Origin of the sequence: Mesorhizobium sp. L-2-11 (genome assembly GCF_016756595.1) — a bacterium.
GTDB lineage: Bacteria > Pseudomonadota > Alphaproteobacteria > Rhizobiales > Rhizobiaceae > Mesorhizobium.
This window is the reverse complement of record NZ_AP023257.1, coordinates 1,435,402-1,450,000: the sequence shown is the minus strand read 5'-3', so window position 1 is coordinate 1,450,000 and position 14,599 is coordinate 1,435,402. Positions and strand designations below refer to the sequence as shown.

Genomic DNA, 14,599 nt, shown 5'->3' with positions numbered 1-14,599 from the left:
CCGGCGTGACGTCGAGCGTGCTGATGGGTGTGGCGCTGTTCGCAGCCCTCGACGGCCGTCAGCAATTGGCCACCCCGCCCGAGATCGCCGAACTGATCAGCCTTGCGAGAGGCGACGATTCCGGCGAGATCGCCAAGACCACCAGGCTGGTGGCGCCGCGCCAGATCGCCAAGGCCAAGGACCGCCGGCGCATGGAAGTGCCGATGGTGACCAAGGTCGGCGACCGCGATGTCATCCACACCATGCCTTTCGTGCAGATCAAGATGGCGCTTGCCGCCGGGCACACGACCAGCCGCGCCTATCCGCCTTTCAATCCGATGCAGGTGTTTGGCGACGACCGCGACGGCAATGCCGGTCAGCCGGCGACCGCCGCCGCGGGCCAGATCTATGGCGCCAAGGTCGAAAGCGAGTTGAGCCTTAAGACGGTCGATTTCCCGATTGAGACGGCAGCGTTCGACGAAAAGAGTGATTTGTCCGCCGACGAGGTGGAAAAGGTGGTGCGCGAGGCCGGCACGGGTCTGAGCGACGGCGCAGTGCAGGTCGCGTCGCTGCATTATGTCGACCCGCAGCGATTCGGCGACGCATTCGCCGAGAGCATGGCCGGCTCCTACGACGTCAGGATCATTCCGGAAAACGTCTCGGTGTCGCCGCGTGCTGCCCCCGACGATCAGGCGCCGGCCTTCGCCGAGGAGATCATCCCCTTCACCAGGGACCGCAACATCGTCGAGGCCTTCGCCGATTCGGGCTATACCGGCGAGGACGCCACCGGCATGGCCGAGGCGATCGCCAAATTGCTGAATGCGACAGCGCTCAAGGCGGGAACCGTGCTGCGCGTCGGCCTCGAGATCCATGGCGACGCCGCCAAGGTCGTTCGCACTGGCATCTACGACAGGGCCCAGCATATCGTCACCATCGCGCTCGATGATCACGGCCAATATGTGCCGGCGCAGGAGCCGGAGCCCAATCCCGAATTGCTGACCGCGTTCGATGATTCGCCGCCGGTGGTGGTGCGCGGCAATCTGCCGAACGTCTATGACGGCATCTACCGCGCCGCCTACTCCTACGGCATGTCCAAGGCGATGACCAAGCGGCTGATCAAGCTCCTGGCGTCCGGTGTCGATTTCCAGTCACGGCTCAATCCGTCGGACCGCATCGAGGTGCTGTTCTCGCAGCCGGATGGTGACGACCGGGCATCCGACGAATCCGAGCTGCTCTATGTCTCGGCGAGCTTCGGCGGCACGACGCGCAATTTCTACCGGTTCCAGATGCAGGACGGCAGCACCGACTATTTCGACGAGGACGGCCGCAGCGCGCAGCAGTTCCTGCTGCGCAATCCACTGCCCGCAGGAAAATTCCGCTCCGGCTTCGGTGCCCGCAGGCATCCGATCCTCGGCTATGTGCGCATGCATACCGGCGTCGATTGGTCAGCCGCCATCGGCACGCCGATCATCGCCGCCGGCAACGGTGTCGTCGAGAAGGCCGGCTGGGCCGGCGGCTATGGCAAACAGATCATCCTTCGTCACGCCAATGGCTACGAGACCTCCTACAATCACCAGAGCGCTTTTGCCAAAGGCATTGCGCCGGGCGTGCGCGTCCGCCAGGGCCAGACCATCGGCTTTCTCGGCCAGACCGGCCTCGCCACCGGTCCGCATCTCCACTACGAGCTGATCGTCAACGGCACCAAGGTCGACCCGATGCGCGTTCGCCTGCCGGTCGGCAAGGTGCTGAAGGGCGACGACCTCGTTGCCTTCAAGCGCGAGCGCGGGCGCATCGATGATCTGCTCAAGCAGGAAGACAGTGATTCGCTGAAGGTCGCGAGCGCCAAGATCGAAGGCTGAGCCGAGCTGGGCCTTTGCCGGCTTGCTCAGCGCTGCGGAGCCTCAGATCCACGCGGCCATGGCAGTCGCTCGCCGGAAACAGTTGTCCACGCCACGATCGCCGAGAGCAGGCAAAGCAGCGCCGTCATCCAGGCGACGGCTGCGAACGCTGCGTCGCTGGCGGCCAGCCTTGCTGCATCGAGATCCGGCGCCAGGCCCGCCGGCGGCGGTTCGCCGAAACCCGGAATGCCGGATGCGGCACCGCTGTTCAGCGCTGCCGCATAGACCCAGGCCGCCAGTGACCCCATCGCCGCCACTGCGATCAGGCCGCCAATGCGTGAGACGGCATTGTTGATTCCCGAGGCAGCACCGGTGTCCTTGTCCTCGACCGCCGTCATCACCGCCGTCGACAGCGGCGACACCACCAGCGCCATGCCGAGCCCCATCAGCGCCATCAGCGGAAACACGCCCCACCAGAAACTGTGGATGCCCGCATAGGCCAGCGAGGCAAGCCCGGCAAAGGCGACAGCGACGACAAGACTGCCGCTGGCGATCGGAAAACGCGGACCGATCCGGTCGGACCACTGGCCGACCGGCCCCGACAACAGCGCGATCAAGACCGACAGCGGCAGGAAGATGAAGCCGACCTCGGCGGCGCTCAGCCCCCATCTGGCGATGAGCAGCATCGGCAGATAGAACAGGTTGGCCGACAGTGCGAAATAGAGGAAGAAGGTCGCCACATTGGCGCCGGCGAACGCGCCGACCCGAAACAGCGAGAGATCGATCATCGGTTCGCGCTGCCGGCGCTCGAAGACTATGAACACGATGAGCAGCACCGCGCCGGCGGCAATGCTCGGGCCGGACATTTGCCCTTCGCCCTCCGCGCCCATCGAAGTCAGGCGGTAGGCAAGCGCTCCGAACGCCAAGGTGGCAAGTGCAGCGCCGCCGAGATCGAGGCTGCGCTTTTCGGTCGGTGCGTCGGCCGGCACCTTGGCGAGCAGAAGATAGATCGAGACAAGACCAAGCGGCAGATTGACCGCGAAGATCACCCGCCAGATGCCGTCGCCGAAGGCCGACAAGACAACGCCGCCCAGCACCGGGCCAAGCGCCGTCGTCAGCGCCGAGGCCGCCGCCCAGATGCCGATCGCCCTGCCGCGCTCCTTCTTCGGATAGGCCTTGGCGATAATGGCGAGGCTGCCTGGCACCATGATGGCAGCACCGATGCCCTGAATGGCGCGAAACGCAATGAGCATTGGCGGGTTCGGCGCCACCGCGCAGGCAAGCGAGGCGGCAATGAACAGCGCGATGCCTGCCACGAAAGCATGCCGCAGGCCAAAACGGTCGCCGGCGGCGCCGCCAACGAGGATGAGTGCCGAAAGCGTCAGCGCATAGGCGTTTGAAATCCACTGCGCCTCGGCGAAACTGGCGCCAAGATCGACGCGGATCGCCGGCGTCGCGATGGCCAGGATCGAACCGTCGATGAAACCGAGGGCGGAAGCCAGGATCGCCGCGATCAGCACGAAGCTGCGCTGCGATTGCGGGCAAAACGTATTGGCCGGCAGCGGCCTGACCAGGGGGACGGCTTCGGCGCCGACTTCGCTTGGAGAACGCATCAAGCCTGCTTAGACCTCCGATGCGCCGGCAACAACCGGCCAGAGGACTGCTGTCGTTGAAACCAGAACAGGAAATCTGACGGCCTAAGTAGGATCACGCTGACGAGGCGACAGGCGTTTCGGCCAATCTATTGCACCATGCCCTCAGTCGAGGAATTCCACCGTGACGCCCGGCGAAACGATTTTTGCCAGTTCGCGCGCGTCCCAATTGGTCAGCCGCACGCAGCCATGGCTTTCGGTTTTGCCGATCTTGGAGGGGTCGGGTGTGCCGTGAATGCCGTAGGTCGGCTTGTCCAGCGCAATCCAGACCGAGCCGACGGGGCCGTTCGGGCCCGGCGGGATGGTCAGGATCTTGTTGTTTTCGCCCTGCTTGAAATTGATGTTCGGGTTGTAGGTGTAGTTCGGGTCGAGAGCGACCCGCGACACTGCATGCGTGCCGGTGGGTGAAGGCGTATCCGCCGAGCCGATGGTGGCTGGATAGGCCGCGATCATCTTGCCCGACGCATCATAGGCGCGGACCTGCTTCTTGCCCTTGTCGGCGATGATGCGTGCCACCGGCGTGGCCACCAGTCTGCCGAAATTGGCGACCTTGATGATCGTGCCGGGACGGTTGAAATTGGCTTCCGGATTGAGCGCCTTCAGATAGTTCTCGTCCATGTGGAACCGCTCGGCCAGCGCTTCGGTGACGGAGGTGTAGCTCAGCCGTTCGAGCTGCGCCTTCTGGCCGTAGTCTTCCGGCACCGAGGCGACATACGGGCCGGCCGCATCCTCGGGCGTGATGCTGTAGGAGGCGAAGGCATCGCCGCCGGATTGCTCAAGGGCCGCCTGGATGCCGACCACATCGGTCGACCGCAGATTGCTGCCGGTGATCTCGTTGTAGGCGGCGAGCGCCTTGTCGACATTCGAGCCGAAGCGCCCGTCGACGACGCCGGGCGAAGCGCCGGCGCGGTCGAGCAGCACTTGCAGCGCCGCGACCTCCTGGCGTGCGCCGAGTGAAAGCGATGGATCGACGACAATCTTGCCGTCGATCTTGGGCGGCAGTGCCGCCTGATCGCCCGGCGCCGTCGGCTCGACCGGTTCGATCGCAGCCTCGTCGAGCGGCTGGCGCTTGACGGTGCGCGGCTTTACCGGCCGCGGCGCTTCCGGATAATTGTTGCCATAGTTTCCGCCATCCAGCGGCGCTTCGGGAAAAGCGTCCACCGGATCGCTGTAGGGATCATATTCGTCGACCGGCGGCACGACGATCAGGCCTTCCTCTTCCAATTGCCTTCGGCGCAGGCGCGCCGTGTCTTCCGGATCGTCGAGATAATAGCGGTCGTCCTCGACCGGTCCGAGATTGCGCAAGCGTTCGCGGCGGAGTGCGCGGCGATCGAACCTGGTCTGCGGCGGCTGGATGGCGAGGACCTGGCCGGTTTCCGAATCGACGATAACGCGGTTTCCTCTGGCGTCGTAGTAGACGTCGAAATCGCCGTTCTGGGCGACCAGCACGGCATGGCTATCCGAGGCACGGGCATCCACGGCGCGGGCAGATCGCGGCGCGATGTCCTCCGTCGGCGCGGCCATTGCGCTCGAAGAAAGCAGCCCGGCGGCGAGCGCCGAAAGGGTGAAGATCGTGCGGAACATCTTGGCCAAATTCTCCGGTCCGTAATTGCCGCCGCCCGGCGTTGTTTTTTCCGAGCGCCGCGCGTCCCTTCGGACGCGCAGGGACGCTCTAACACTTAAAAATCCCCGCAACATCCGTTCCGAGAATCCAATGCGATTTTCGGTTCTTTGCGGCAGGCGAATCCCTTCGCCAGCAAATCAGTTGCTAACCATAAGGTTCCAACATGAACCGGGCATGAAGATGGCGGATTTCTGGCGGCCTGGAGCAAGAACACAATGCATGTCGCGCAAAAGTGTGCAGCGGTTTTGCGATAACGGCATGAACAAACAACAACCTAAAGCGCGTCGCATGAGGCTGGTCAAATGCGGCGCGCTTTAGCTGGCGACGAATCCCAATTCCTTGCGCGCCTGCTTCGTCAGCTTGAGCACGACAAGACGGTGGCTTTCGCGCAGATAGTCCTTCAAAGCGTCATCGTCCATGCTTTGGCTTGTCTGGCGCTGGATCCATTTCATGCCGCGTGAGGCAAGATAGGGCGCGGGCCGAAGGCCCGGCTGTTCCTTCAAGATGTCATAAGCGATGTCTGAGCATTTGAAGGTGACGAACGGCTCCTCGCCCTCGCTCCCCCCGCCGATCGCAAAGACCTTGGCTCCGACCTTCCAGACATGAGCACCGCCCCACTGGACGACATGGGTCGCCGACGGCAGCGAGGCGCAAAAGCTGTTGTAGTCGTCCAACGTCATCTGCGCCCCGTGTATCGTCTTAAAACATTTGGCGGCCTCGAAGATCAGGCCGCCGCCTCGGTCGCCACGACCGTCGGCTTCGACCGGAAGTTCAAACGGTCGGAACCTGCGGTGACCTTGACGGTCGAACTGTCGAGGATGTCGCCGAGCAGGATCTTCTCCGCCAGCGGATCCTGCAGGTCCTTCTGCATCACCCGCTTCAACGGCCGCGCGCCATAGGCCGGATCGTAACCCTTGGCCGCCAGCCAGTCGATCGCCTCCTGATCCAGCGAAAGCGTGATCTTGCGATCTGCGAGCAGGCTTTCCAGCCGCTTGAGCTGGATCTCGACGATGCGGCCCATATCCTGCCGGCGCAGCCGGTGGAACAGGATCACCTCGTCGACGCGGTTGAGGAATTCCGGCCGGAACGACGCCCTGACGACACTCATCACCTCGTCGCGCACGACATCGACGTCCTGGTTCTCGCCGAGATTGACCAGATATTCGGCGCCGAGGTTCGACGTCATGATGATCAGCGTGTTGCGGAAATCGACCGTGCGGCCCTGCCCGTCGGTTAGGCGGCCGTCGTCGAGCACCTGCAGCAGCACGTTGAACACGTCCGGATGCGCTTTCTCGATCTCGTCGAACAGCACGACCTGGTAGGGCCGGCGTCGCACCGCTTCGGTCAGCGCACCGCCCTCCTCATAGCCGACATAGCCGGGAGGCGCGCCGATCAGCCGGGCGACCGAGTGCTTCTCCATGAATTCCGACATGTCGATGCGCACCATGGCGCTCTCGTCGTCGAACAGGAAGCTGGCAAGCGCCTTGGTCAGTTCGGTCTTGCCGACGCCGGTCGGTCCGAGGAACATGAACGAACCGATCGGCCGGTTCGGATCCTGCAGGCCGGCGCGGGCCCGGCGAACGGCTTTCGACACGGACTGCACCGCCTCGCCCTGGCCGACGACACGCTTGCCGATTTCGTCTTCCATGCGCAGCAGCTTGTCACGCTCGCCTTGCAGCATCTTGTCGACCGGAATGCCGGTCCAGCGCGACACGATGTGGGCGACGTGATCGGGGGTGACCACCTCTTCGACCATGCCGACCTTGCCGTCTTGTGTCTCGGCCTGCGTCAGCTTCTTTTCGAGCTCCGGAATCTTGCCATAGGCAAGCTCGCCGGCGCGCTGGAATTCACCTTTGCGCTGGGCGATGGCGAGTTCGTTGCGCGCCTCGTCGAGCTGTTTCTTCAGGTCGGCGGCGAGCCCGAGCTTCTGCTTTTCGGCCTGCCACTTCGAGGTCAGTTCGGTCGATTCCTCTTCCAGGGCGGAAAGATCCTTTTCGAGCCGGGCGAGTCGGTCCTTCGACGCGTCGTCCTTCTCGACCTTCAGCGCCTCACGCTCGATCTTGAGCTGCATGATGCGGCGGTCGATCTCGTCCAGCGTTTCGGGCTTCGAATCGACCTGCATCCGCAGCCGCGACGCGGCCTCGTCGACAAGGTCGATCGCCTTGTCCGGCAGGAACCGGTCGGCGATATAGCGGTTGGACAGCGACGCTGCCGCGACCAGCGCCGAATCCGAAATGCGCACCTTGTGGTGCTGCTCGTACTTTTCCTTCAGGCCGCGCAGGATGGAGACGGTGTCTTCCACCGTCGGCTCATTGACGAAGACCGGCTGGAAGCGGCGGGCAAGGGCCGCATCCTTCTCGACATGCTTGCGGTATTCGTCGAGCGTCGTCGCGCCGACGCAGTGGAGTTCGCCGCGTGCCAACGCCGGTTTCAACAGGTTCGACGCATCCATGGCGCCATCCGCCTTGCCGGCGCCGACCAGCGTGTGCATCTCATCGATGAACAGGATGATGCCGCCGGCCGCAGCGGTAATTTCCGAAAGAACCGCCTTCAGCCGCTCCTCGAATTCGCCGCGGTATTTTGCGCCGGCGATCAGCGATCCCATATCGAGCGCCATCAACTGCTTGTCCTTGAGCGATTCCGGCACGTCGCCATTGACGATGCGCAACGCCAGCCCTTCGGCGATCGCAGTCTTGCCGACGCCGGGTTCACCGATCAGCACCGGATTGTTCTTGGTGCGGCGCGACAGCACCTGGATGGTGCGGCGGATCTCGTCGTCGCGGCCTATGACCGGATCGAGCCTGCCGGCGCGGCCATCGGCGGTGAGGTCGCGCGCGTACTTCTTCAGCGCATCATAGCCCTGTTCGGCGCTCGCCGAATCGGCAGTGCGGCCCTTGCGGACGTCGTTGATCACCTGGTTCAGCGCCTGTGGCGTCACGCCGGCCTTAGCCAGGATGTCGGCGGTCTTGGCGGATTTCTCGACCGCCAGCGCCGTCAGCAGCCGCTCGACCGTGACGAAGCTGTCGCCGGCCTTCTTTGCCAGTTCCTCGGCGGTCGAGAACACTTTGGCCAGCGGTTGCGCCAGATAGAGCTGGCCGTTGCCGCCCTCCACCTTGGGCATTGCCTCAAGTGCCGTCTCGACGCCCAGCTTGACGTCGCGGACGCTGCCGCCGGCGCGCTCGATCAACGACGCTGCCAGGCCTTCATCATCGTCGACGAGCACTTTCAGTATATGTTCGGGGGTGAATTGCTGGTGGTTGCGCGAGAGCGCCAAAGTCTGCGCAGACTGGATGAAGCCGCGCACGCGCTCGGAGTATTTTTCAAGGTTCATATCTGTCTCCTTCCGTCACCGGCCCGCTTTGCGGCACCGGATCAGATTGCGGTGACGGACCCGCCCGTTCGAGCCGGGTCCTGTTCACGCGAGATATGGGGCGCAAGCCACGGACCCTCAAGACGTCCCGATGACGGCGGACTCATAATATTCCGCGGGCGCACAAAGCAAAACGGCGGAGATTTCTCTCCGCCGTTTGGGAATGTCTGGGCCCTGCTCGATCAGTTGTTGACGTCGATGATGGCGGGCTCGCCACCGGCGTCTTCCGCCGGCGCTGCATTTGCGTTGTCACCGCCTGCATTGTCGTTACCGCCATCCACCTGATCAGCATTGACGCGCGGACGGCGCGGACGCCTGGGGCGGCGGGCGGCGCCGCTTTCGGCGGCGGCTTCGTTCATCTCGGCCTGGGCAGCCAGAGCCGCTGGCGAAAAGCTTTCGAACTGCGGCGCGGGTTCGGCCACAGAAACAGGCTCGTTCGGAGACACAGCTTCCGCCTGTACGGGCGTTTCGTTCTGAACCGGTCTCTCGTGGCGCCGGTTCTGATCGCCGCGCTGTCCGCCCTGCTCGCCGCGCGCACCAAATTCGCCGCGCTGGCCGTTCTGGCCGTAGCCGCCATTGGGGCGACGGTCGCGATGGCGGTTGTCTCGCCCACTGTTATCGCGCCCACCGGCATCACGCCCACTGGCATCACGCCCACTGGCGTCACGATTGTCGCGGCCGTTTTCCTGGTTGAACGTCAATTCGGCCGGCGTGCCGTCGATGACCGGCTGCGGGCCTGCACCGTGGTTGACCACCGGGGCCGCAGTCTCGCCGACATTGCTGTTGCCGGCATTGTCGAACTCGTCGCGATCTTCGTCGCCGTCATCATCGAAATCGTCGCGGTTCTGCTGAGCGTTCTGGATCGGTAGCTGCGCCTGCGCGGCAGCGATGATGCGATTGTAGTGCTCGGCGTGCTGGAGATAGTTTTCCGCCATCACCCGGTCGCCGGAGCTTTGCGCATCACGGGCAAGGGTTGCGTATTTTTCGGCGATCTGCTGAGCCGATCCGCGGATCTTCACGTCCGGACCGTTGCTCTCGTAATTGCGCGTCAGGGGATTTGGCCCCTTGCGGTTGTTGTTATTGTTGTTGCCGCCGCCACTGTTGTTACGACCGCGCATGCGCCTGTTCTGCTGTTGTGGCCTCATTCGACTCTCTTCATTTTGAAATTTTCGAAAACTTTTTCACGAACGGAGGCGCTCATGCAGCCAGCCGTTTCGTCTCTTCACCGGCGTTCGCCCGCATCGATTGCGTTGGCGCCACGTGTCATCCTGTTCCGGTTACATCACTTGCCGGACGATCCCCGCACGAAGCTTGGCGTCGTTTGCGCAAGAAGGCAGCTATTTCCAAGGAAACCGAATCGCTAAGAGCACTGCCTGCTTCGTCTCATCCGGTTAAGGCGACCCTAGCCGTATTCCCCGGCATTGCCAAGCGCTTTTTTGCACTGCATCACGGCTTTGTCAGTTCAAAGATCAGAACCCTCTCGTTTCCGCCAAAGTCGCGGAATACCCCCGCCGGCACATAGCCGGCTGCGGAGAATATGCCCGTGACCTCTTTGCGTTGGGTGTGGCCGATCTCGACCGCAATCCTGCCCTCGGCTTCCAAAAAACCTGCCGCCTCGGCGGCGATGATCCTGTAGGGACTCAGACCGTCCACGCCGCCATCGAGGGCTTGGCGTGGATCGAAATCGCGGACCTCGTCCTGCAGATTTTCAATGTCTATGGACGCTATATAGGGCGGGTTGGCGGCAATTACATGGTATCGGCCAAAAACTTTTTCGAACCAGTCGGATTCGAGCACCTGGAACCGGCCGGCCAACCCCAATTCCCCGGCATTGCGCATGGCGGTCGCCAGCGCGCCTGGCGAAATATCGACGCCGGTGGCGACCGCCGTCGGTACGGCGCTGAGCAGCGCCAGCGCGATGGCGCCGGTGCCGGTGCCGAGATCGAGGATGCGGCACCCGCCTTGCCGTTCCGCAGTGGTCTTTACGAAGGGCAGCACCGCTTCGACCAGCGTTTCGGTGTCCGGTCGCGGCTCCAGCGTTTCCGGTGACAGCGACAGGCGCAAGCCATAGAACTCGCGATGGCCGATGATGCGATGCACCGGCTCACCGGCAATCCGCCGCCTCAAGGCTGCATCGATCGCGGCAATCGCACCGGCATCGACACTGCATTCGGGATCGGCGATGGCTTGGGTGCGGGTCGTGCCGGAAAAATGTTCGACGATCAGCCTCGCATCCAGCGCAGGGTCGGCGACTGCGGCCGCGGCAAGGCGTGCCCGCGCCGCTTTCAGCAACAGCCCTAGTGTGGTGGATTTGAGGTTCCTGCTATTTGTTGGCATCAGCGTTCAGGAACCTCAAATCCACCACCCTAGATACCAGCAATTGCTGGTGTGATTTTGAATCCGAAATTCGTCGTTGCGCTGCTCCAACGTGATACGAATTTCGAATTCAAAGCCTCACCGGCCTACCGGGCAGACTGTCAGCCATCGAGGCCGATATCTGCGAGCAGCTTTGACTGGTGATCGGCGATCAGTGCGTCGATGATCTCGTCGAGTTCGCCCATCATCACCCGGTCGAGCTTATACAGCGTCAAATTGATGCGATGGTCGGTGACGCGGCCTTGCGGGAAATTATAGGTGCGGATGCGCTCCGAGCGATCGCCGGAACCGACCTGCGATTTGCGCGATTCTGAGCGTTCCTCGTCAGCCTTGCTGCGCTCGAGGTCGTAAAGCCTGGCGCGAAGGATCTGCATGGCTTTGGCCCGGTTCTGGTGCTGCGACTTCTCCGCCTGCACCACCATAATGCCGGTCGGCAGATGGGTGATGCGCACCGCCGAATCGGTGGTATTGACGTGCTGGCCGCCCGAACCCGAGGCGCGCATCGTGTCGATGCGGATGTCTTCGGCCCTGATGTCGATGTCGACATCTTCCGCTTCGGGCAGCACCGCAACCGTCGCCGCCGAGGTGTGGATACGCCCGCCGGCCTCGGTCGCCGGCACGCGCTGCACGCGATGCACGCCGGACTCGAATTTCATATGGGCAAAGACGCCTTTGCCCGAAATCGTGGCGATGATTTCCTTGTAGCCGCCGACCTCGCCCTCGCTGGCCGACACCGTCTCGAAACGCCAGCCGCGTGCCGCGGCGTAGCGTTCGTACATGCGGAACAGGTCGCCGGCAAAGAGAGCCGCCTCGTCGCCGCCGGTCCCGGCGCGGATTTCAAGGATGGCGTTCTTGTCATCTGCGGCATCCTTGGGCAGAAGCAGGATCTGGATGTCCCTCTGCAGCGCTTCGATGCGCTCCCTGACCTCTGGCAGATCGGCCTCGGCCAATGCCCGCATTTCGGCATCGGTGCTTTTGTCGGCGAGCATCGCCTGCAAGTCGGCCTGTTCATCCTCGGCGGTTCGCAGCGCCCTGATCTTTGCCACCATCTCCTGGATGTCGGCATATTCCGACGCCATCTTGACATAGGCGTCCGCCGCCGGCCCGGCCGACATCTGCGCCTCGAGCATGTCGAAACGCTTGACGACTTGATCCATACGGTCGCGGGGCAGGTTGATCATAGTCCTGGAACTTCGATAGGATTCACGTCAGGGCGAGCCGAAAATGACGAGTTTCGAGAACCGGAGCGGAATGTACATTTAGGTGCATGAGCACCGGAAGCGCAGAAAATCGACATTTGCAGGCCGCCCTCACGTGGATTTACAACGGAATGGAGCGGTCGTCGGCAAAGGCTTGCAGTAGCGCCCGCATCGGCAACCCCTGGGCCGGCGCCATGAGATTGTCGTCGAAGAACGCTTCCAGCTCGGCCAGCGGCAGTTCCGTCAGCATCGCCTTGACCGGGCCGATCGAGGCCGGCGACATCGAGATCGATCGGTAGCCAAGTCCGATCAGCGCCATCGCCGAGATCGGCTTGCCCGCCAGCTCGCCGCACAACGTCACCGGGGTTTGATTGCGCACCCCGGCGTCGGCAATCTGCTTCAGCGCGCGCAGGAACGGCGTCGACAGCACATCGAAGCGGTCGGCGAGCTGCGTGTTGCCGCGATCGACCGCCATGACGAACTGGAACAGATCGTTCGAGCCGACCGAGACGAAATCAACGGCCTTCATCAGTTCATCGAGCTGGAACAGCAGCGAAGGCACCTCCAGCATGGCCCCAAGCTTCAGGCTGGTCGGCAGATGATGGGCAAAACGCGACAGATGCCGCACTTCGCGATCGATGATTTCGCGCGCCTGGGCGATCTCGCCGAGCTCCGTCACCATCGGCAGCATCAGCTTCAGTTCACGCCCGCCGCATGCCTTCAAAAGCGCTCGGATCTGGGTGCGCAACAGGCCCGGCCGGTCGAGCGTCAGGCGGATGGCACGCCAGCCGAGCGCCGGGTTCTCTTCCTGGATCGTGTCCTTGAAGTAGGGCAGCACCTTGTCGCCGCCGATATCGATGGTGCGGAATGTCACCGGCTTGCCGCGTGCCGCGTCGAGCACGTCACGGTAGAGCCGTTCCTGGGCTTCCGCCCGCGGAAAGGTCGAGGCGACCATGAACTGCAGCTCGGTGCGGAACAGGCCGATGCCGGCGGCGCCCGCCTCGGCAAGCTGCGGCAGATCGACGGCCAGGCCCGCATTCATCAAAAGGTCGACCTGGACGCCGTCCTTGGTCATCGACGGCTTCTTGCGCAGTTCGCGATAGACCTCCTGCCGCCGCGCCCGGAAGCGGACCTTTTCGGCATAGGCGGCTTCGAGGTCGGGCTGGGGGCGCAGGTGGATTGCGCCTTCTTCGCCATCGACAATGATGGCGTCGCCGTTTTCCGCCATGGAAACGGCGCCCTTCATCTGGCCCGCAACCGGTATGCCCATGGCCCGCGCCACGATAACGACGTGGCTGGTCGCTGCGCCGTCCTCCAGCACCAGCCCGCGCAGCTTGTCTCTGGGATAATCGAGCAGTTCGGCGGCCCCCATCGAACGGGCGACGATGATGGCATCCTTCGGCAGCGAGGCCGCGACATCGTCCGGCCCGCGCCCCATCAGCTGGCGCAGCAGCCGGTTGGCGAGATCGTCGAAATCGCTCATCCGCTCGCGCAGATAAGGATCGGTCATGTGCAGCATGCGGGCACGCATGTCGCTCTGCACTTTTTCCACTGCCGCTTCCGCGGTCAGGCCGTTGCGGACCGCCTCTTCCAGCCGGCGCACCCAGCCGCTGTCGTTGGCGAACATGCGATAGGCTTCGAGCACCTGGCGGTGCTCGCCCTCAAAGGCGACTTCGCGGCGTTCCAGCATGTCGTCGATGGAGAGCCGGAGCGAACCGAGCGACGCATCGAGGCGCCGGATCTCCTCGTCGCTGTCCTCGTTGAACAGATTGGTGACGACGATGCGCGGCTCGTGCAGCACGACATGGCCAAGTCCGACACCCTCGTTGAAGGACAGGCCGGTAAAGCTCACCGGGCGGCGCAGGTCGAGTTCCAGGCCGGGCCGGGTCAGCCGGGCAAGGTCGCCGGTGGCGATCATCTCGGCGATAACCATCGCCGTCGTTTCCAGCGCCTCGACCTCGTCGTCGCGATAGTGGCGCATTGTCTTGTTCTGGACGACCAGCACACCGAGTGTGCGCCCTGCCCTGAGCACAGGCACGCCAAGGAAGGAATTGTAGATCTCCTCCCCCGTCTCCGGCAGGTAGGCGAAGGCTGGATGTTCCTGCGCGTTGGAGAGATTGAGCGGCCGTGCCGAGGCCGCGATCGTGCCGACGAGACCTTCCCCCAGCCTGAGCTGCGCCAAATGGACGGCCTTCGGATTCAGGCCCTCGGTGGCATAGAGTTCGAGCACTGAATCGGCGCGCAGCACGTAGAGCGAGCACACTTCGGCGACCATATTGGCGGCGATGTCGCGCACGATGCGGTCGAGCCGCTCCTGCGGCTCCAGCGGCTCCTGCATGAGCTCACGGAGCCGTTTCAGCAAAACGCGCGGGCCACTGGCCGTATCACGCATCGCGGCTTGTTCTCCAATCGACATTTTGCCCGTCGCAGTGTCTCCCGCGACCGGCGCTCACGCAACATCTCAAATAGAGCGCCATGCGTCCAATTGGACCCACAAGGACGCTCCAAGACTTCGACCTGCTGCATCGTGCTTTCCGAAAATCGACTCCGATTTCGGACCG

At 63.5% G+C, this 14,599-nt stretch carries 9 protein-coding genes (1 of these 9 cut by a window edge); 1 reads left to right on the top strand and 8 read right to left on the bottom strand.

Annotated features, from left to right (window positions below):
* Positions 1–1,838, top strand: partial view of a M23 family metallopeptidase gene (locus JG739_RS06985; protein ID WP_202365836.1) — the 3' portion only. Its footprint begins 124 nt before the window's first position; the window shows 1,838 of its 1,962 coding nt (coding positions 125–1,962); the start codon falls outside the window, past its left edge; its stop codon occupies positions 1,836–1,838.
* A gap of 26 nt (positions 1,839–1,864) precedes the next feature.
* Here the strand turns inward: JG739_RS06985 and JG739_RS06980 are convergent, their stop codons facing one another.
* The 8 genes from JG739_RS06980 to ptsP all read right to left on the bottom strand — a co-directional run bounded on the left by JG739_RS06980 (position 1,865) and on the right by ptsP (position 14,430).
* Positions 1,865–3,430, bottom strand: coding sequence for an MFS transporter (locus tag JG739_RS06980; RefSeq protein ID WP_202365835.1), 1,566 nt, complete (start codon positions 3,428–3,430; stop codon positions 1,865–1,867).
* Between the two features lie 144 nt (positions 3,431–3,574).
* Complete coding sequence (locus JG739_RS06975) at positions 3,575–5,053, bottom strand: L,D-transpeptidase family protein (RefSeq protein WP_202365834.1); 1,479 nt, start codon at positions 5,051–5,053, stop codon at positions 3,575–3,577.
* Between the two features lie 354 nt (positions 5,054–5,407).
* Positions 5,408–5,773 (bottom strand): MmcQ/YjbR family DNA-binding protein, encoded by a 366-nt coding sequence (locus JG739_RS06970; protein WP_202365833.1) that lies wholly within the window; start codon positions 5,771–5,773, stop codon positions 5,408–5,410.
* Between the two features lie 44 nt (positions 5,774–5,817).
* A complete protein-coding gene (gene clpB, locus JG739_RS06965; RefSeq protein WP_202365832.1) occupies positions 5,818–8,424 on the bottom strand; it encodes an ATP-dependent chaperone ClpB in 2,607 nt (868 codons plus the stop codon).
* A gap of 221 nt (positions 8,425–8,645) precedes the next feature.
* Positions 8,646–9,608, bottom strand: a complete 963-nt coding sequence (locus JG739_RS06960) for a DUF4167 domain-containing protein (RefSeq protein ID WP_202365831.1) — start codon at positions 9,606–9,608, stop codon at positions 8,646–8,648.
* Positions 9,609–9,909: 301 nt separating this feature from the next.
* Complete coding sequence (gene prmC / locus JG739_RS06955) at positions 9,910–10,800, bottom strand: peptide chain release factor N(5)-glutamine methyltransferase (protein ID WP_202365830.1); 891 nt, start codon at positions 10,798–10,800, stop codon at positions 9,910–9,912.
* Between the two features lie 140 nt (positions 10,801–10,940).
* Entirely contained in the window at positions 10,941–12,020 is a 1,080-nt protein-coding gene (gene prfA / locus JG739_RS06950; RefSeq protein ID WP_202365829.1) for a peptide chain release factor 1, read from the bottom strand.
* Positions 12,021–12,159: 139 nt separating this feature from the next.
* Positions 12,160–14,430 (bottom strand): phosphoenolpyruvate--protein phosphotransferase, encoded by a 2,271-nt coding sequence (gene ptsP, locus JG739_RS06945; protein ID WP_077372739.1) that lies wholly within the window; start codon positions 14,428–14,430, stop codon positions 12,160–12,162.
* Positions 14,431–14,599 lie beyond the last annotated feature (169 nt).

What these genes read in the sequence shown, in the direction of transcription:
- JG739_RS06960 (WP_202365831.1), bottom strand. Translation starts at nt 9,608, where the DNA reads ATGAGGCCACAACAGCAGAACAGGCGCATGCGCGGTCGTAACAACAGT.
- JG739_RS06975 (WP_202365834.1), bottom strand. Translation starts at nt 5,053, where the DNA reads ATGTTCCGCACGATCTTCACCCTTTCGGCGCTCGCCGCCGGGCTGCTT.
- ptsP (WP_077372739.1), bottom strand. Translation starts at nt 14,430, where the DNA reads ATGCGTGATACGGCCAGTGGCCCGCGCGTTTTGCTGAAACGGCTCCGT.
- JG739_RS06980 (WP_202365835.1), bottom strand. Translation starts at nt 3,430, where the DNA reads ATGCGTTCTCCAAGCGAAGTCGGCGCCGAAGCCGTCCCCCTGGTCAGG.
- prmC (WP_202365830.1), bottom strand. Translation starts at nt 10,800, where the DNA reads ATGCCAACAAATAGCAGGAACCTCAAATCCACCACACTAGGGCTGTTG.
- JG739_RS06970 (WP_202365833.1), bottom strand. Translation starts at nt 5,773, where the DNA reads ATGACGTTGGACGACTACAACAGCTTTTGCGCCTCGCTGCCGTCGGCG.
- prfA (WP_202365829.1), bottom strand. Translation starts at nt 12,020, where the DNA reads ATGATCAACCTGCCCCGCGACCGTATGGATCAAGTCGTCAAGCGTTTC.
- clpB (WP_202365832.1), bottom strand. Translation starts at nt 8,424, where the DNA reads ATGAACCTTGAAAAATACTCCGAGCGCGTGCGCGGCTTCATCCAGTCT.